This is a genomic window from Streptomyces bambusae, assembly GCF_020532645.1.
Taxonomy (GTDB): domain Bacteria; phylum Actinomycetota; class Actinomycetes; order Streptomycetales; family Streptomycetaceae; genus Streptomyces; species Streptomyces bambusae.
Map to the genome: position 1 here is coordinate 1 of NZ_JAJAUZ010000001.1, position 17,202 is coordinate 17,202.

General features: G+C 72.0%; 14 protein-coding genes and 2 pseudogenes. 12 read left to right on the plus strand and 4 right to left on the minus strand.

Annotation, left to right across the window (positions count from 1 at the left end; genetic code table 11):
• A pseudogene (locus LG634_RS00005) lies at positions 1–268 on the minus strand (hypothetical protein); the annotation flags it as partial.
• A gap of 244 nt (positions 269–512) precedes the next feature.
• Between LG634_RS00005 and LG634_RS00010 the strand changes: the two are divergent.
• The 3 genes and pseudogenes from LG634_RS00010 (at position 513) to LG634_RS00020 (ending at position 3,191) form a co-directional block, all read left to right on the plus strand.
• Positions 513–1,352 carry a glycerophosphodiester phosphodiesterase gene (locus LG634_RS00010; RefSeq protein ID WP_226731430.1) on the plus strand — a complete coding sequence of 280 codons (840 nt, stop codon included), beginning with the start codon at positions 513–515 and terminating at the stop codon, positions 1,350–1,352.
• Positions 1,353–1,427: 75 nt separating this feature from the next.
• Positions 1,428–2,068: pseudogene (locus tag LG634_RS00015) on the plus strand (ATP-binding protein).
• A 133-nt stretch (positions 2,069–2,201) separates the two neighbouring features.
• The gene (locus LG634_RS00020; RefSeq protein ID WP_226731431.1) at positions 2,202–3,191 is read left to right on the plus strand and encodes a DUF5926 family protein; all 990 of its coding nucleotides are present in this window, start codon (positions 2,202–2,204) and stop codon (positions 3,189–3,191) included.
• 263 nt (positions 3,192–3,454) lie between these two features.
• On the opposite strand, the gene LG634_RS00025 is transcribed toward LG634_RS00020, so the two are convergent.
• Positions 3,455–4,099 carry a hypothetical protein gene (locus LG634_RS00025; protein ID WP_226731432.1) on the minus strand — a complete coding sequence of 215 codons (645 nt, stop codon included), beginning with the start codon at positions 4,097–4,099 and terminating at the stop codon, positions 3,455–3,457.
• A gap of 133 nt (positions 4,100–4,232) precedes the next feature.
• On the minus strand, positions 4,233–4,991 hold the full coding sequence (locus LG634_RS00030) for a bifunctional DNA primase/polymerase (protein ID WP_226731433.1): 759 nt from the start codon (positions 4,989–4,991) through the stop codon (positions 4,233–4,235).
• 480 nt (positions 4,992–5,471) lie between these two features.
• On the opposite strand from LG634_RS00030, the gene LG634_RS00035 reads away from it, so the two are divergent.
• Positions 5,472–7,013, plus strand: coding sequence for a PP2C family protein-serine/threonine phosphatase (locus LG634_RS00035; protein WP_226731434.1), 1,542 nt, complete (start codon positions 5,472–5,474; stop codon positions 7,011–7,013).
• Between the two features lie 171 nt (positions 7,014–7,184).
• A complete protein-coding gene (locus tag LG634_RS00040; RefSeq protein WP_226731435.1) occupies positions 7,185–8,666 on the plus strand; it encodes an aminopeptidase P family protein in 1,482 nt (493 codons plus the stop codon).
• A 114-nt stretch (positions 8,667–8,780) separates the two neighbouring features.
• On the opposite strand, the gene LG634_RS00045 is transcribed toward LG634_RS00040, so the two are convergent.
• Entirely contained in the window at positions 8,781–9,245 is a 465-nt protein-coding gene (locus LG634_RS00045) for an ATP-binding protein (protein ID WP_226731436.1), read from the minus strand.
• 221 nt (positions 9,246–9,466) lie between these two features.
• Here LG634_RS00045 and LG634_RS00050 point away from each other — a divergent pair, with 221 nt between their 5' ends.
• The 7 genes from LG634_RS00050 to pheA all read left to right on the plus strand — a co-directional run bounded on the left by LG634_RS00050 (position 9,467) and on the right by pheA (position 16,624).
• Complete coding sequence (locus LG634_RS00050) at positions 9,467–10,219, plus strand: hypothetical protein (protein ID WP_226731437.1); 753 nt, start codon at positions 9,467–9,469, stop codon at positions 10,217–10,219.
• A gap of 184 nt (positions 10,220–10,403) precedes the next feature.
• Positions 10,404–11,129, plus strand: a complete 726-nt coding sequence (locus LG634_RS00055; RefSeq protein WP_226731438.1) for a YcnI family copper-binding membrane protein — start codon at positions 10,404–10,406, stop codon at positions 11,127–11,129.
• 35 nt (positions 11,130–11,164) lie between these two features.
• Positions 11,165–11,818, plus strand: a complete 654-nt coding sequence (locus tag LG634_RS00060; protein ID WP_226731439.1) for an SCO family protein — start codon at positions 11,165–11,167, stop codon at positions 11,816–11,818.
• Positions 11,815–12,279, plus strand: a complete 465-nt coding sequence (locus LG634_RS00065) for a copper chaperone PCu(A)C (protein WP_226731440.1) — start codon at positions 11,815–11,817, stop codon at positions 12,277–12,279. Before LG634_RS00060 ends, LG634_RS00065 begins: the two co-directional genes overlap by 4 nt.
• Before the next feature lie 80 nt (positions 12,280–12,359).
• Positions 12,360–14,366 (plus strand): copper resistance protein CopC, encoded by a 2,007-nt coding sequence (locus tag LG634_RS00070; RefSeq protein WP_226731441.1) that lies wholly within the window; start codon positions 12,360–12,362, stop codon positions 14,364–14,366.
• 17 nt (positions 14,367–14,383) lie between these two features.
• Positions 14,384–15,646 carry an iron uptake transporter deferrochelatase/peroxidase subunit gene (efeB, locus tag LG634_RS00075; protein ID WP_226731690.1) on the plus strand — a complete coding sequence of 421 codons (1,263 nt, stop codon included), beginning with the start codon at positions 14,384–14,386 and terminating at the stop codon, positions 15,644–15,646.
• A gap of 42 nt (positions 15,647–15,688) precedes the next feature.
• Complete coding sequence (pheA, locus tag LG634_RS00080) at positions 15,689–16,624, plus strand: prephenate dehydratase (protein WP_226731442.1); 936 nt, start codon at positions 15,689–15,691, stop codon at positions 16,622–16,624.
• The last annotated feature ends 578 nt before the right edge of the window (positions 16,625–17,202 follow it).

Sequence of the window (17,202 nt, forward strand, 5' to 3'; positions counted from 1 at the left end):
GCGGGCGCTGCTGCTGGTGCGGGGGCGGCGGTGCGGGCTGCTCGAAACCGGGCCCGGTGGGCGGCAGCTGCTGGGTCGGGGCCTCGGCGGGCGCCGGCAGGGGCTGCGTACGCGGGTCCGCCGGGGCGGCCGCCGGAGCCTCCGGGGCCGGCGCGTCCGCCGGGGCGGCGGCAGCGGGCTCGGGGCTGGGAGCGGCCGGCTGCGCCGGGGGGGCGGACGGGGCCTGCGGGGGCGTCGGGGCCGCGGTGCCCTCGTTCTCGGTGCTCACAGCTCTCTCTCCTCGTCACGCACGGCTGCCTGGGTACCGGTCGGCCTGAACGTCCGGCCGGTCGTACAAGTTCCTGGGTCCAAGCGTTTCCCAGGATCCGTCAGAGCACTGTAAGCCGGAGCTGTGCATCCATGCGCCCATCCTTTATCCCAGGCATTTCGGGCGCATCTCCGGGCACCCGGATCCGGCCCGCCGCTTCCGGCCGACGGCCCGCGGCACCCGCCGCGGATGACACCATTGCGGCGTGACCCACGCACGTGAGCAGACCGGCCTCCACCGCCCGCAGACCATCCAGGTCGTCGCCCACCGGGGCGCCTCGGAGGACGCCCCCGAGCACACCCTGGCCGCGTACCGGAAAGCCATCGAAGACGGTGCCGACGCCCTCGAATGCGACGTCCGGCTGACGGCCGACGGGCATCTCGTCCTGGTCCACGACCGTCGCGTCAACCGGACCTCGAACGGCCGCGGCGCCGTCTCCGCCCTGGAGCTGTCCGAGCTCGCCGCCCTCGATTTCGGCTCGTGGAAGGACCGCGAGGAGTCCCCGGACTGGGACGCCGGGGAGGCCGGCGAACCCGATCCCGAGCGGACCTCCGTCCTCACCCTGGAGCGGCTCCTCGAACTCGTCGCCGACGCCGGCCGCCCGGTCGACCTCGCGATCGAGACCAAGCACCCGACCCGCTGGGCCGGGCAGGTCGAGGAGCGGCTCCTCTTCCTCCTCAAGCGCTTCGGCCTGGACGCACCGCCCGCCGACGGCCCCTCGCCAGTGCGGATCATGAGCTTCTCGGCGCGTTCCCTGCACCGGGTGCGGGCCGCGGCGCCGGCCATCCCCACCGTGTACCTGATGCAGTTCGTCTCCCCTCGGATGCGCGACGGGCGGCTGCCGGCCGGCGTGCGGATCGCGGGCCCGGGCATGCGGATCGTGCGGAACCACCCCGGTTTCATCCGGAAGCTCCAGAAAGCCGGCCACTCCGTGCACGTATGGACAGTGAACGATCCCGAAGACGTTCAGCTCTGCGCGGATCTGGGTGTGGAAGCGATCATTACCAATCGGCCACGCCAAGTTCTGTCCCAACTGGGCCGCTGATCACACCAGTTGCACCTCTCCCGGCAGTTCCGGGGCGCGCCCCGGCGCATCCGGTGCGTGTACCGGTGGTCATGAATGCGTCATCGGGGCCCGCTCCGGCGGTTTCCGGTCCAGGCCATTGGGGCATCCAGACCATGCGTGGGGCTAAGGAGGTTCCGGGGGTGGCGTTGGTGATGGCACAGAAGGTGCCCACGTCGTCGTGCATGGCCGTACCCCATGGTCCTGCGGGCGTGGGGCAGGCGAGACACCGGATGCGCGAGCAGTTGCGCACCAGCGGGGTGTCCGAAACGGTCGTGGACGATGCCGTTCTGATCCTTTCCGAACTGCTCAGCAATGCCTGCCGGCACGGCCGGCCGCTGGGCAGCCGGGAGGTGGGCGAGGGCGACATCCAGTGCGCGTGGCAGGTCGACAAGGCCGGCCGGCTGACCGTGGAAGTGACGGACGGCGGCGGTCCCACCCGCCCGGTTCCGGCCACTCCGTCCGTGACCGCGCACGGCGGCCGCGGGCTGAACATCATCAGCGCGCTCGCCCAGGAGTGGGGCGTACGGGACGGCGCGGCGGGCGAGGTCACGGTGTGGGTCCTCGTGGCCTCCGGACACCGGCTCGACGATTTCGCTACGCGCGTTGCGCCACCGCTCCTCGACTTCATGACGGCCTTCGACGATCTCGAATCCTGCCCTCTGGGCGGGCCTGACGACGGTCTCGGCGGGCTCTGACCCACCGGCGGCCCCCACCCGGGGCGGGCGGGGGCCGGGCCGGACGACGCCCGCGGGCGGGAAGCCGGGCCGGACGGGGTACAGCGGATAGGCTCGCGCCGTCAGCACGAGCTTCAACCGGGAGACACCCACCATGGCCAAGAAGCGCCCCCAGCCCAAGGGACAGCAGCCCAAGGGCGCCCAGCCGCAGGTCAGCGACGGCGAGATCCCGGTGGTGGGAGCGCGCGAGCCGTGCCCGTGCGGCTCCGGCCGCCGCTACAAGGCCTGCCACGGCCGGACTGCGGCGCACGCCGTGACCGAGCTGGTGCAGCGCCCGTTCGCCGGTCTGCCCGGCGAGTGCGACTGGGTGGCGCTGCGCGAGCTGGTGCCCGCCGCGACCGTGCCGCTCACCCTCAAGGACGGCCTGCCCGAGGGCGTGCCCTCCGTGACGCTGGCGACCGTTCTGCCGATGGCGTGGCCGGCGCTGCGACGCGAGGACGGATCGATCCTGCTCGGCCTGCAGAACGAGACGTCGACCGGCGACATCAGCCGCGACCTCGGCGACACCCTGCTGCGCGCCCTGGAGGCCGAGCCCGGCACCCCGGTCCCGCCGCGCCGCGTCGAGGCCGACGGCCCGCGGCTCCAGGACCTGCTGGACGCGAACGGCGTTTTCGAGCCGGTTGTGCACAGCGGATTCGAATTCTGGATTCCGGAAAGCGACAACACCTCGGCCGCCGCGCCCGAGATCGCGGCCTCTCTGGAACGCGCCAACGCCGCCGCCATCCCGACCGTGAAACTCGCCGGAGTCGACGCCGCGTACTGGTGCGAGACCCCCGAGAAGAACCACCTCCGCTGGGTCATGCCGCACCCCGAGGAGAAGCTGCTCGACGCCCTCGCCCGGCTGCACGCCAGCGGCGAGTCCTCGCTCGGCGAAGGCACCCGTCTGGTCGGCTCCTTCCGCGCCCACGGCCTGATGGTCCCGGTGTGGGACCTGCCCACCGGGGTCTCCGCGGACGACGTCGAGAAGCCCGCCGCGCAGCTGGCCGAGCGCCTCGCCACCGCCCTGGCCTCGGACGCTCCGCTCACCGCCGAAGAGCGCCGCGCCCGCGGCGGCCTCACCAACCGTCAGATCACGCTGAGCTGACACCGCACACACCGGTGCTCCGGACCCCCGGCCGCGACCCGGCACGGGGGCCGGAGCACCTGCGCGTTCCGGCCGACGATCCGGAATGAGCCATTCAATACAACGGGCAGGCCGGGTGACCGGAGTCACAACTCCCGCTAATCATCGGCAAATCGGTGTCCGAATATCCGAGATCGAATTTGCGAACACGCGATCTCTTGTTACCGTTCTTGTAGCCCGGTCGCTGGTGCATCCCCCGTCGCCAGCGACCGGGCCCTTCCATTTCAACCGTCAACCGGTTCCCCGGAGTTGCTCCCGGCACGCAGCAGGAGCGGTCCCTCGCCGTCCGGCGCCCCGTATTCCGCGACCGCCGTCCATCCGCCCGGCGCTCCGCCCCACGGCTCCTTCGGCGTCTCGCACACGTCCGGCTCGTCGCCCGCCGCCACCGAGCAGTGGATCTGCACGGTCCGCCCGGCCGGGCCCATCAGTGACAGCACCGCCCCGAGCGGCCGTCCGCTGGTGTTCCGGTAGTAGCTCCGCGCCCAGGTCCGGCCCTCGCCGGTGAGCACACAGGTCTGCGCCTCGACCCCATCGGGCGAGGAGAGTTCGGGGCCGCAGCGGGCGTCCGTACGCGGCTCCGGAGCCGGCTGCGGCTCCCCGCCCGGCTCTGCACCGCCGGGTCCGGCCGGGGGCTGCACACCGTCCGCGGGCCCACGGCCTCCGGGGGCACCGGGGTTCTTCGCGCCGTCGGGAGCGCCCGGATCCGGTCGTGCGTCCGGAGACGCCGCCGGACCGGACTCCGGGCCGGCGAGGCCCAGCGACGACATCAGGCCCCCCGCCTCGGACCGCAGCCCGCCCGCCGGGCCGGCGAGCGCGCCCGCGAGCGGGACCGACAGGATGATCAGCACACCGGCACCGATACCGGCCATCCGGAGATTCATTCGCCGAAGATAGCGACGCGGGAAAGGGCCGCGACGGGCCGCGCGCCCAATTCCCGTGCAACTCGGCCCCGGTCACACCCGTTCGAGTGAAGGACCGGGACCGCACACCCCTGCGCGCCCGTCAGTAGGCGAGCCGGCTGCTGCCGCCGGACGCTCCCGTGCTCGCCTCGACGAGCGCGTCCACGACCGCCTCGACGTCGGGCAGCCAGGGCCGCTCCGGACCGGCCTGCGGGGCCCGTTCCCAGCGCACCCGGCCGCCGCCGATCCGCGAGGGCGGCAGCACCAGGTAGCCGCCCTCGCCGTGGAAGCGCAGCGACGAGGGCACGCAGTCCTTCGCGTAGAGCAGCTCGCCGAGCCGCTCCAGCGAGTACGGCGACACGAGGATCGCCATCCGGGTCGGGGTGGCCAGCACCGGGCCGAGCCGTACGCCCATGGCGTCGAGCCGCTGCAGCGCCCGCGCCCCGGCCGCCGCGGGCAGGCTGACCGCGCAGGGCGCGCGGCCGCCGGTCGCCAGGATCACCGGCGCGTCCGGACGGCCGGTCCACCACCAGCGGACCATCCGTGCGTCGGTGGTTGCTGCGAGCAGTCCGGGGTCGAACGGGTGGGCGCCGGGGACCACGCAGCCGGGGTCCGGGCAGGCGCAGCGGCCCGGCCCGCCGGCCGTCGGCGCGGTCCCGTCGCCGGGACGGCCGGAGCGCCGCCCGGCCGGCTCCGCCGCCAGTCCGACGCCGGGGAGTACGGGCCACTGCCAGGCGGTGGCGCAGGTCAGGGCCGCGTCGAGGAGGGCGGACGGGCGGCCGTCGCGCCGGGAATTCCCTTTTGCTCCGTCCGGGGACACCCCCAGGAGCCGCCGGAGACGCCTTCCGAGGATCTCGCGCATGAGCGCTCGTTCCTTTCCGTTGAACGCCGAGGGCCACATCACACCATGTATGAGGTGTTTCACCACACGTACACGTTTCGCGTCGACTTATCCGCTTGCTGAGGTTTCGCGCGGTTCGTGCAGTTCTTACCGGTTCATGAAACGCCTGGCGGGGCCGGCGCGCGACTGGCGCCGGCGGGGTCACGGTGGAACGAATCCGTGGGCCCCGGTGAACACGGTCCCGCCGATCGGGGATGAGGCGCGGCCTCCGGCGACAAGGACGTACGAGCCTCGCCGGGCGGTTCCCGCCAGGATGCCGGGGCACTGTCAACCGACCCCGGCCATCACCGATTACGTACCCATCACGCACGATATGACGCTCTGCTGGGCACGTTCAGTCGACCGCAAAAGAGGTCCGCTCCCAGCATTTTTCGGCCAAGTTTGAGCCTTGGCCATACGGGGAGTTGTCGTCCCCTGGACACCAGGATTCCCACCTGGGCAATGCTGGACATCGCTCCACCTGTGCGTGTAGATGTGGACCCCTTGCAGGCGGTGCAGATTGGTCTGGGGGTTTGCGATGTTTTATGGCGAATCACACCAGGTGGAAAGGCGGAAGCCATGAGCGCCCCGCATCTGCCGAAAGTGGCTGGAATCGATCCGGCAGTTCCGACACCCCCGCACACTGCCGCGCCCACCCGCACGGCTCCCGCGGCACCGGCCGGCGCCCACCCCCCGCCTCCTCCCCCGGGAACGGTCCTCCAGGACCGCCTCGCCGGCTGGGTCTCCGACCTCACCACCCTGCACGAACTCACCGAGCGCCTCGCCCGTACGACCGGCCTCGACGAGTCCCTCCAGGAACTCCTGAAAGCCGGCGCCGCCCTGGTCGGCGCCCGCCGCGGCCTCGCCGTCCTCGAACCCGCCGACGGCCTCGGCCCCGCCAGCACCGTCGGTCTCGGCCTCGGCCACGCCGAACTCGGCACCATCGAGACCGTCCCCCGCAGCGCCACCTCCTACGGCCGCATCCTCGACGGACTGCCCGACGCCGCGGGCGGAAGCGAACAGCTCCCCGAGCCCGAGGCAGCCGCCGGCAGCGGCGGACACACCGCCCCCGTCGACCCCCGCTACCGCGAGGTCGCCGCCCGCCTCGGCTACGCCGCCAGCTACGCCCTGCCCCTCGCCACCGAGACCGCCGGCCGCCTCGGCGCCGCCGTCTGGCTCTACGACGAGCACGCCGAACCCACCGAACGCCAGCGCCACCTCGCCGGCCTCTACTGCCGCTACGCCACCGAGCACCTGGCCCGCGTCCTCGAAGCCGAGCGGGCCCGCACCCGGCTCGCCACCCTCGCCGAAGAGCTCCTCCCCAGCCGGCTCCCCCGGGTCTCCGGCGTCCGGCTGGCCGCCCGCCACCGCACCGGGCCGCTCGGCGGCGGCGACTGGTACGACGCCCTCCCGCTCCCCGAAGGCGCCCTCGGCCTCGCCGTCGGCTCCGTCACCGGCTCCGGCCCCAGTGCCGTCGCCGCCATGGGGCGGCTCCGCGCCTCCCTGCGCGCGTACGCCGTGATGGAGGGCGAGGACCCCGTCGCCGTCCTCTCCGACCTCGAACTGCTGCTCCGGCTCACCGAACCGGCCCGCTCCGCCACCGCCCTGTTCGCCTACTGCGAGCCCGCCCGCCGCAAGATCCTCCTCGCCGGCGCCGGACACACCCCGCCGCTCCTCATCGGCGAGCGCCGCACCGAATACGTGGAGACCTCGCTCTCCGCCCCGCTCGGCATGCTCTCCTGCTGGGAAGCGCCCAGCGTCGAGGTCGAACCCGCACCCGGAGAAACGGTGCTGCTGTACACCGACGGGCTCCTCCAGCGCACCGGCGACCCCATGGACCGCGCCTTCGCCCGGCTGCACGCCGCCGCCGCGAGCGTCCCGAAGGCCGCCCGCCAAGACCCCGCCGCGCTCTGCGACCACGTACTGCGCACCGTGCTGCCGGGCGGCAAGGACGCCGTGGCCTCCGATGAGGACATCGTGCTGCTCGCCGCCCGCTTCGACTAGGAGGTGTCCGGGATCCGGGCGTAGCCAGGCCCTGGGTCCCGTGCCGTCCCTGCTCCGGCGACCGGCGTCCCGGACCGCAGATGTCGGTAATGGGTCTTCCGGCCCTGGGCCCCCTTCCGCACGACCGTACGATGGAAGCGGTTCAGTGTCGTACCAGGAGGAGACGGACCCGTGGCCGAAGAGCTCAACCCGGAGACGCCGGAGAACCCGGAAACCCCGGACGAGGCGCAGCCCAAGAAGAAGATCAAGCAGCGGAAGAACGGCCTGTACCCCGCCGTCAGCGACGAGCTCGCCGAGAGCATGCGCTCCGGCTGGGCCGACACCGAGCTGCACGGGCTGGAGCCGATCGCCCAGGCCGCGCACACCGCCGCCCGCCGCGCCGCGCTGTCCGCCCGGTTCCCCGGCGAGCGCCTGGTCATCCCCGCTGGCCGGCTGAAGACCCGCTCCAACGACACCGAGTACCCGTTCCGCGCCTCGACGGAGTACGCGTACCTCACCGGCGACCAGACCGAGAACGGCGTCCTGGTCCTGGAGCCCGGCACCGAGGGCCACACCGCCACGATCTACCTGCTGCCGCGCTCCAACCGCGAGAACGGCGAGTTCTGGCTCTCCGGCAGCGGCGAGCTGTGGGTCGGCCGCCGCCACTCCCTCGCCGAGGCCGCCCAGCTGCTGGGCCTGCCCGCCGAGGACGTCCGCGAGCTGCCGGAGACCCTCAAGGAGGCCACCGGCCCGGTCCGCGTGGTCCGCGGCCACGACTCCGTCATCGAGGCGGCCCTGGCCGACAAGGTCACCGCCGAGACCGACGCAGAGCTGCGCGTCTACCTGTCCGAGGCCCGCCTGGTCAAGGACGACTTCGAGATCGGCGAGCTGCAGAAGGCCGTCGACTCCACCGTCCGCGGCTTCGAGGACGTCGTGAAGGTCCTCGACAAGGCCGAGGCGACGAGCGAGCGCTACATCGAGGGCACCTTCTTCCTCCGTGCCCGCGTCGAGGGCAACGACATCGGCTACGGCTCGATCTGCGCCGCAGGCGCCCACGCCTGCACCCTGCACTGGGTCCGCAACGACGGCGACGTCCGCTCCGGCGACCTGCTGCTCCTCGACGCCGGCGTCGAGACCCACTCGCTCTACACCGCAGATGTCACCCGCACGCTGCCGATCAACGGCACGTACACCGACATCCAGCGGAAGATCTACGACGCGGTCTACGAGTCCCAGGAAGCCGGCATCGCAGCCGTCAAGCCCGGCGGCAAGTTCCGCGACTTCCACGACGCCTCGCAGCACGTCCTGGCCGAGAAGCTCGTCGAGTGGGGCCTTCTGGAGGGCCCGGTCGAGCGCGTCCTGGAGCTCGGGCTCCAGCGCCGCTGGACCCTCCACGGCACCGGCCACATGCTCGGCATGGACGTCCACGACTGCGCCGCCGCGCGCACCGAGGCGTACGTCGACGGCACGCTGGAGCCGGGCATGTGCCTTACGGTCGAGCCCGGTCTGTACTTCCAGGCCGACGACCTGACCGTGCCGGAGGAGTACCGCGGCATCGGCGTCCGCATCGAGGACGACATCCTCGTGACCGAGGACGGCAACCGGAACCTCTCCGAGGGCCTGCCGCGCCGCTCCGACGAGGTCGAGGCCTGGATGGCCCGCCTCAAGGGCTGACGTTCCGTACGGCACACCGCCGGGCGGGGACCCTTCACGGGGTTCCCGCCCGGCGGTGTTTCACGTGAAACGGCCGGTGTTTCACGTGAAACACCGGCCTGCGGACTTCCCGGGTCAGGACACCTTGAGCAGCGCGCCCTCTCGCCATTTGAGGATCTTGTCGAAGCTGACCACCGCACCCTGGCCGGGCCGGTTGCGGAACCGGACGTGATCGGCCAGCTCCTCGATCAGACAGAGCCCGCGCCCGTGCTCGCGCATGCCCTCCGAAGGCCCGGACCGGGCACCCACATGGGCCGGGAAACCCGGTCCTGAATCCGCCACCTCGATCCGGCAGCAGTCCCCGTCCAGATAGGCGGTGACGTGGTACCCCTCCGTGCCGTCCGGCACCCTGCCCGTCGCCGGTCCGTCCGCACCACCGTGCTCCACGGCATTGGCACAGGCCTCGGTGAGCGCCACCGACAGCTCGTAGGAGATGTCCGGGTCCACCCCCGCGGTCTCCATCGCCCCCAGCAGCAGCCGCCTCGCGAGCGGAACGCTCGCCGCCTCACGCCGCAAGTGGAGAGACCACCAGATGCTCATACCGCTACCTATTGCCGCCCGCAGCGGCCGGTAAGCCCCACCAGGGCGGCGCAGCCCTCGAATGGCCGATGCGCACCGCTCGGCCACCGGTGTATGCACCCCGGATACACCCCTGCGGCCCCGGCCGATCGGCCGCGTGGGGGAAGTGCCGAACGGGACGCATGGGATCTTACGGACCTGCCGTAAGGACACCATGAGCGCAGTGCGATGATGACCCGGCCATGCCTTATGCCCGCCTGATGCGCGCCGGAGCCGGACCACGGCTCCTGAGGGCCGCGGTGTTCACCGCGGTCTGCGTCGCGCTGTCCGGAGTGGGCCACGCGGTGGCCTCGTGCGCAACCGTCCCGCCGTGGGCGCTCCTTGCCGGCTTCCTCGGCGTCTTCGCCTGCGCAGCACCCCTTGCAGGCCGTCGGCACTCGCTGCCCCGCATCACCGCAGCCCTCGTCGGCGGGCAACTGGCACTCCACTCGCTCTTCGGACTCGGCCAGCACACGGCCCGGCCGGCCGGCACCGACGGCAGCATCACCGACCTGGCCGCGCGGCTCCTGTGCAACGGCTCCGCTCCGCTGAGTCCCGCCCGGGCCCGGGAAGTCCTGGCCGCCGCCGGCATCGACCCCGCCACGGCACTCGCCCAGGCACACGCCCACCAGGCCGCCGAACCAGCCACCGGGCTGTTCTCCCTGCCCATGCTGCTCGGCCACCTGCTGGCCGCACTGGCCGCGGGCTGGCTCCTCGGCCGCGGTGACCTCGCCCTCGAGCGGCTCCTGCAGCTGTCCGCGGGCACCCGGGTCCGGCCGTTGCGCGCCGCCCTGGCCCTCGCCCGCGCCCTGCGCGCAGGCCTCACCGGCCCGCAGGCCTCCGCCCCGCGCCGGCCCCGCCGCGAGCGGTCGCCCGCCGGCACCCCCGGCCGGGAATCCCTCCAGCACACGGTGATCCGGCGCGGCCCGCCCGCGGCCCTCGTCCTCGCAGCCTGACACGGCACCGACTTCCCGGGAACCAGCCGCTGATCCCATCCGACGGATCAACCGGCACCACCAGACCGACCGGACGACCGGATCCTCCGGACGCCTGGAACGGCCCGCGAGGGAGCGGCGGTGCCGTGAGCCCGCGTGCAACCGCACGCGGTCCACCGTTCCTGCTTCCCGTGGAGTTTTCGCCATGAAGATCTCTCGCGTACCTGCCGCCGCGGCCCTCGCCACCGGCTCCGTCATCCTGCTCGCCGGCCCCGCCTTCGCGCACGTCAGCGTGCAGCCGGGCCAGGCCGAAAAGGGCGGCTACGCCACCATCAGCTTCAAGGTCCCCAACGAGAGCGACAAGGCCTCGACCACCAAACTGGAAGTCAGCTTCCCCACCGACCAGCCGCTCGCCTCGGTCATGGCCCAGGACGTCCCCGGCTGGAAGGTCGAGATCACCAAGGCCAAGCTGGCCAAGCCCCTCACTCTCCACGGCAAGCAGATCACCGAGGCCGTCAGCAAGGTGACCTGGACCGGCGGCAAGATCGAGCCGGGCAAGTTCCAGCAGTTCCCGCTGTCCGTGGGCCGGCTCCCCGAGGACGCCGACCGGATGGTCTTCAAGGCGGTCCAGACGTACGACGACAACCAGGTCGTCCGCTGGATCGAGGAGCCCAAGGACGGCGCCGCCGAACCCCAGAACCCGGCGCCCGTCCTCAAGCTGACCGCGGCCACCGGCGGCGACCACCACGGTGGCAGCCCGGCCGAGGACCCCGCGAAGAACGAGGCCGCGAAGGACGACCACCACGAGGACGAGCAGGCTTCGGCCTCCTCCGGCTCCGACACGACCGCCCGCACGCTCGGCATCGCCGGCATCGTCATCGGTGCCGCCGGCGTCGCCTTCGGCGCGTCCGCCCGCCGCCGCTCCTCCTGACCCCCGCACACCCCTCTCCCCAGGGACGAATCACCATGCGCACCACACGTGCGACAGCCGCCGCCCTCGCGGTGGCGGCTGCGCTCACCCTGTCCGCCTGCGGCGGCAGCGAACCCGCCAAGAGCCCAGCGGTCACCGACGTGAGCAGCTCGGCGAAGAAGCAGGCGGGCACCGTCATCGACCGGCCCTTCCAGAAGCCGGACCTGGTCCTGACGGACACCCAGGGCAAGAAGTACGACCTGCGCGCGCAGACCAAGGGCAAGCCGACGCTCATCTACTTCGGCTACACCCACTGCCCCGACGTCTGCCCGCTGACGATGAGCAACATCGCCCAGGCGAAGAAGGCACTCCCGAAGGCCGACCAGGACAACCTCCGGGTCGTGTTCGTCACCACCGACCCGGAACGGGACACCCCCGCCTCCCTCGGTGAGTGGCTCACGTCCCAGGACCCGTCGTTCATCGGCCTCACCGGCGACTTCAAGGCGATCCAGGCCGGCGCCCGCACCATGGGCATCGGCATCGACCCGCCGAAGAAGGAAGCCGACGGAACCGTCGTCTCCATGCACGGAGCCCAGGTCATCGCGTTCTCGCCGAAGACCGACGACGGATACGTCCTCTACGGCGACGACACCACCGCCGAGGACTACACCAAGGACCTGCCGAAGATCGTCAAGGGAGAGAACCCGTGAACCGCCGCACCACCACCGTCCTCGCCGCCGCTCTCTCGCTGACCGCCGCGCTGGCCATATCCGGCTGCTCCTCGGATTCCGGCAAGGACTCCGCGCCGAAGCTCTCCGTCAGCGGCGCCTTCATGCCCGAACCCGTCAACGGCGACATGGCCGGCGGTTTCCTCACCGTCAAGAACGAGGGCGGCGCGGACAAGTTGACCTCGGTGACCAGCGCCCTCTCCGGCGACGTGCAGATCCACGAGACCAAGAACCAGAAGATGCAGCAGGTCACGTCCATGGACGTACCGGCCGACGGCGAACTGAAGCTCAAGCGCGGCGGCAACCACATCATGTTCATGGGTCTCAAGAACACGCCGAAGATCGGCGACAAGGTCGCGATCGAGCTCCACTTCGAGAAGGCCGGCACCGTCAAGGCCGAACTGGACGTGCGGGAGCGGACGTACAACCCCAAGAGCGACTGACGTACGACCCGGACGGCACCCAGACCGTCCGCACCACCCCTGACGGTACGACCACCGACGGAACGAGGGACTGACTCGCCATGACGGCCACCGCCCCCGCGCCTGCGGCACCGCTCCTGCGGCTGCTGCTGGTCCTTGCCGCTCTGCTCGGCACGCTGCTCGCCACGGCCACCCCGGCCTCGGCACACGCCGCGCTGACCGCGAGCGACCCCAAGGACGGGGCGGTGGTCGCCACGGCCCCCGCCCAGGTCACCCTCACCTTCTCGGAACAGGTCGCCATCGGGGACGACTCGATCCGGGTCCTGGACCCCGCCGGCAAGCGCGTCGACACCGGCGAACAGCGCAACCTGTGCGACGGATCGATCATCAAGCACGGGGTGGTGCTCCACTCCGGCCTGCCCAACGGCACCTACACGGTGGCCTGGCAGGCCGTCTCGGCCGACAGCCACCCCATCTCCGGCGCCTTCACCTTCTCCGTCGGCGCCCCCTCGAAGACCTCGGTCACCCTGCCCGACCAGGCCGCCGGCAGCGGGCCCGTCGGTACTGCCTACGGCATCGCCCGCTACCTCTCGTACGCCGGCTTCATCCTGCTCGTCGGCGGCGCCGCCTTCGTGCTCGTTTGCTGGCGACGCGGCGCCGGAATCCGCGCGGTGCAGCGGGTGGTGGTCTACGGGTGGGCCACGATCACCGCCGCCACCCTCACCATGCTGGTCCTGCGCAACCCCTACACCGGCTCCGGGAAGTTCGCTGACGCCTTCGACCTCGCCGGCCTCAAGGCCGTCCTGGAGACCAAGACCGGCGCCTCCCTCGTCTCCCGGCTCCTGCTCCTCGGCGCGGCCGCCCTCTTCGTCGCCGTGCTCTTCGGCATGTACGCCAAGCGGCAGCCGACGGACGGCACCGAGCAGGAGGCCGGCACCGACCCGGCGAAGGACAAGGACACCAGCGACCTCACCTTCGGCCTGGCCATCGGCGGAACAGTGGTCGCCGGCGGCATCGCCGCGACCTGGGCGCTCTCCGAACACGCCTCGACCGGCGTCCAGACCGCCATCGCCATGCCCGTCGACATCCTCCACCTGCTCGCCGTGGCCGCCTGGCTGGGCGGACTGGCCACCCTGCTCGTGGCCCTGTACCGGGTGCCGGACCTGGAGCGGACGGCGGTCCTGCGGTTCTCCAAGGTCGCCTTCGCCAGCGTGCTCGTCCTCGTCGCCACCGGCATCTACCAGTCCTGGCGCCAGCTCGGCAGTTGGAGTGCCCTGACCGGCACCGACTACGGCAAGCTCCTCATCATCAAGATCGGTGTGGTCGCCGTCCTCATCGGCCTCGCCTATGTCTCCCGGACGTGGACCGCCCGGCTGGGCACCGCCGCACCCGGCACCCCCGAGATCGTCACGCAGCGTGTTTCACGTGAAACAACGGCCGACGCGGAGACCGAGGCAGCGACCGGATCCGCCCGGGACCCGGAGCCGGAGCCCGAGCCCGAGCCCGTCACTGTGCCCGAGACCCCGGCGGACCCTGCCCGCGCCGCGCAGCTGGCCCGGCAGCAGGCCGCCCGCACGACCGCGCAGAAGAAGAAGGTCCGCGACGCCGACCCCGACCGTGCCGGACTGCGCCGGTCCGTGCTCGCCGAAGCCTGCGTTGCCGTCGTCCTGCTCGCCGTCGCCAGCAGCCTCACCAGCACCGAGCCCGGCCGCGCCGCCGAGCAGGAGACCGGCCGGGCCGGCACCGCCGCACCCGCCGTACCCAACCGGCCCGTGAAGATCACGCTGCCCTTCGACACCGGCGGCGAGGACGGCAAGGGCACCGTCCGCCTGGAGCTGGACCCCGGCCGGACCGGCGCCAACACCCTCCACCTCTTCCTCGACCGGCCCAACGGCCGGCCGCTGGACGCCCCCGAAGTGAAGGTCTCCTTCACCCTGCCCGCCAAGGACATCGGCCCGCTGCCGCTCGTCCCCGACCACGCGGGCACCGGACACTGGACGGCCTCAGGAGTGCAGTTGCCGCTCGCCGGCACCTGGCGCATCGACGTGACCGTCCGGACCTCCGACATCGACCAGACCACCGTGAACAAGAACGTGAAGATCGGCTGACACGCGTGACCGAGCAAGTGACCGACATCGAGATCTCCCGGCGACGGCTGCTCGGCACCGTCGGCGCGGCCGGCGCCACCGGGCTGGCCCTCGGCGCCGCCGGCGGGGCCCTGGTGCACGCCGCCGTGACCGACACCGCCGACGGTGCATCCGGAGCCGGCGGCCCCGGCAGCGCGCTCGGCACCGCCGAAATCGCCTTCCACGGCGACCACCAGGCCGGCATCACCGACCCGCTCCAGCTCAAGGGCCACGTCCTTGCCTTCGACCTGGCACCCGGCGCCGGCCGCAAGGAAGCCGCCGCCCTCATGCGCCGCTGGTCCGAGACCGCCCGACGGCTCATGGCCGGCGAACCCGCAGGCACCCCGGACACCGGCATCGCCCTCGACGCCGGCCCCTGCTCGCTGACCGTCACCTTCGGCTTCGGCCGCACCTTCTTCGACCGCACCGGACTCACATCCCGACGCCCGGCAGCACTCGATCCGCTCCCGGACTTCTCCGCCGACCGGCTCGATCCCCAGCGCAGCAACGGCGACCTCTGGGTGCAGATCGGCGCCAACGACTCCCTCGTCGCCTTCCACGCGCTCCGCGCCCTGCAGAAGGACGCCGGGGACGCCGCACGGGTCCGCTGGCAGATGAACGGATTCAACCGCTCGCCCGGCGCCACCCGCACCCCGATGACCGCCCGCAACCTGATGGGCCAGATCGACGGCACCGGAAACCCCAAGCCGGAAGAGCCCGACTTCGACCGGCGGATCTTCGTCCCCGCAGCCGGCCCCGGCCCCGCCGGACACGCCTGGATGGCCGGCGGCTCGTACGCCGTCGTACGCCGGATCCGGATGCTGCTCGACGACTGGGAGCGCCTCCCGCTCGGCAGGCAGGAGCAGGTCATCGGCCGCAGGAAGGCCGACGGCGCGCCGCTCACCGGAGGCACCGAGACCACCGAGATGGACCTCGACAAGTTCGGTCCCGACGGCAAGCCCGTCATCCCCTCCAACGCACACGCCCGGATCTCCGCCCCCGAACAGAACGGCGGAGCGGCCATGCTGCGCCGCCCCTTCTCGTACCACGACGGGATCGCACCGGACGGCACCCCCGACGCCGGACTGCTGTTCATCTGCTGGCAGGCCGACCCGCAGCGCGGCTTCGTGCCCGTCCAGCGCAAGCTCGACCGCGGGGACGCCCTGTCACCGTTCCTCCGGCACGAGGCCAGCGGCCTGTACGCGGTCCCCGGCGGCCCCCGCGCCGGCGAGTACGTGGGCCAGCGGCTTCTCGAAGCGTGAACGGCCCCCGGGTCCGGCCCCGGAGCGCACTAGGCTGATCACATGTCCGCGACTCGTTTCACGTATCTCGGCCCTGAGGGCACCTTCACCGAGGCCGCGCTGCGCACGCTGCCCGAGGCGGCCACCCGCGAGCTGGTCCCGATGGTGTCGGTGCCGGCCGCACTGGACGCGGTGCGCAACGGCGAGGCGGCCGCGGCGCTCGTGCCCATCGAGAACTCGGTGGAGGGCGGGGTCACCGCGACCCTCGACGAACTCGCCTCCGGCGAGCCGCTGATGATCTACCGCGAGGTGCGGCTGCGGATCGCGTTCGCACTGCTGGTGCGGCCGGGCACCAAGCTCACCGACATCAAGACCGTCACCGGGCACCCGGTGGCCCAGCCGCAGGTGCGCAACTGGCTGCGGGCCAACCTGCCGGACGCCCTGTGGGAGTCGGCCGCGTCCAACGCCGACGGGGCCCGGTTGGTGCAGGAGGGCCGGTTCGACGCGGCGTTCGCCGGCGAGTTCGCCGCGGCCACCTACGGCCTCGAAGCACTGGTCACCGAGATCCACGACGCGGAGAACGCGGAGACCCGGTTCGTGCTGGTGGGCCGGCCGGCCCGGCCGGCGGCCCCGACCGGCGCCGACAAGACCTCCGTGGTGATCTGGATGGGCGAGGACCACCCGGGCGCCCTGCTGGAACTGCTCCAGGAGTTCGCCGTCCGCGGGGTCAACCTGATGCTGATCCAGTCCCGGCCGACCGGCGCGGGCATCGGCAACTACTGCTTCGCCGTCGACGCCGAGGGCCACATCTCCGACCGTCGGGTCAGTGAGGCGCTGATGGGCCTCAAGCGGACCTGCCCCAACGTGCGCTTCCTCGGGTCGTACCCGCGGGCCGGGGTCGGTCTCGCCGAGGTGCGCGCTCCTCGGCCTGGCACGTCGGACAGCGACTTCACGGCCGCGTCCGACTGGCTGACCCGCTGCCTCGACGGGCGCGCCTGAGCGAGTTCCGGCCGAGGTCCGGCTCTGTGAACAACTCCACAAGTTATCCACAGGGCAGGTTCTCGACCTGGGGACAAGTCGACACGGGATTCCGGCATGGTCGACATATCGGTGGACGGGGTCGGTGAACGCTCGGGTCACTCCGGACGAACGGCGTCACCCGTCTGACGTTGATCAACTCGATGGGGCGAGGCATTCCCACCCGAATGAGTGTCTGAGCCAGGTTTGAACGAGGAATCCCCCTCGCCCCCACAGCGCCGGACTGATCAATTCCGATGTCCACAGCCAGCCCCCACAGCCTGTGGACAAGTCGCCGCCGTCCCACAATTCCTGTGGACAACTCGGTGGACCAACCCCCGGCATCCCCAAGGCGTCCACATGTCGGACGGTCCACTCCGCGGCTCGATTCTGCCCCCATTCGGGGAATGTCCGTGCTTTATTGCCATTCCTGCGACGGAACCGCGGCGGGCCGCATCCGGCCACGGAAGACCCAGTTTTCCATTTACGGCAATCAGGACATAGCGACACGCAGCGTGATATCGATGTGAGGCTGTGAAGCCCCGGCCGGTAGCCTGGAG

Coding starts and splice junctions, on each gene's coding strand:
- LG634_RS00055 (WP_226731438.1), top strand. CDS start 10,404: ATGAAGATCTCTCGCGTACCTGCCGCCGCGGCCCTCGCCACCGGCTCC.
- LG634_RS00035 (WP_226731434.1), top strand. CDS start 5,472: ATGCTGGACATCGCTCCACCTGTGCGTGTAGATGTGGACCCCTTGCAG.
- LG634_RS00030 (WP_226731433.1), bottom strand. CDS start 4,991: ATGCGCGAGATCCTCGGAAGGCGTCTCCGGCGGCTCCTGGGGGTGTCC.
- pheA (WP_226731442.1), top strand. CDS start 15,689: ATGTCCGCGACTCGTTTCACGTATCTCGGCCCTGAGGGCACCTTCACC.
- LG634_RS00020 (WP_226731431.1), top strand. CDS start 2,202: ATGGCCAAGAAGCGCCCCCAGCCCAAGGGACAGCAGCCCAAGGGCGCC.
- LG634_RS00025 (WP_226731432.1), bottom strand. CDS start 4,099: ATGGCCGGTATCGGTGCCGGTGTGCTGATCATCCTGTCGGTCCCGCTC.
- LG634_RS00045 (WP_226731436.1), bottom strand. CDS start 9,245: ATGAGCATCTGGTGGTCTCTCCACTTGCGGCGTGAGGCGGCGAGCGTT.
- LG634_RS00050 (WP_226731437.1), top strand. CDS start 9,467: ATGCCTTATGCCCGCCTGATGCGCGCCGGAGCCGGACCACGGCTCCTG.
- LG634_RS00070 (WP_226731441.1), top strand. CDS start 12,360: ATGACGGCCACCGCCCCCGCGCCTGCGGCACCGCTCCTGCGGCTGCTG.
- LG634_RS00060 (WP_226731439.1), top strand. CDS start 11,165: ATGCGCACCACACGTGCGACAGCCGCCGCCCTCGCGGTGGCGGCTGCG.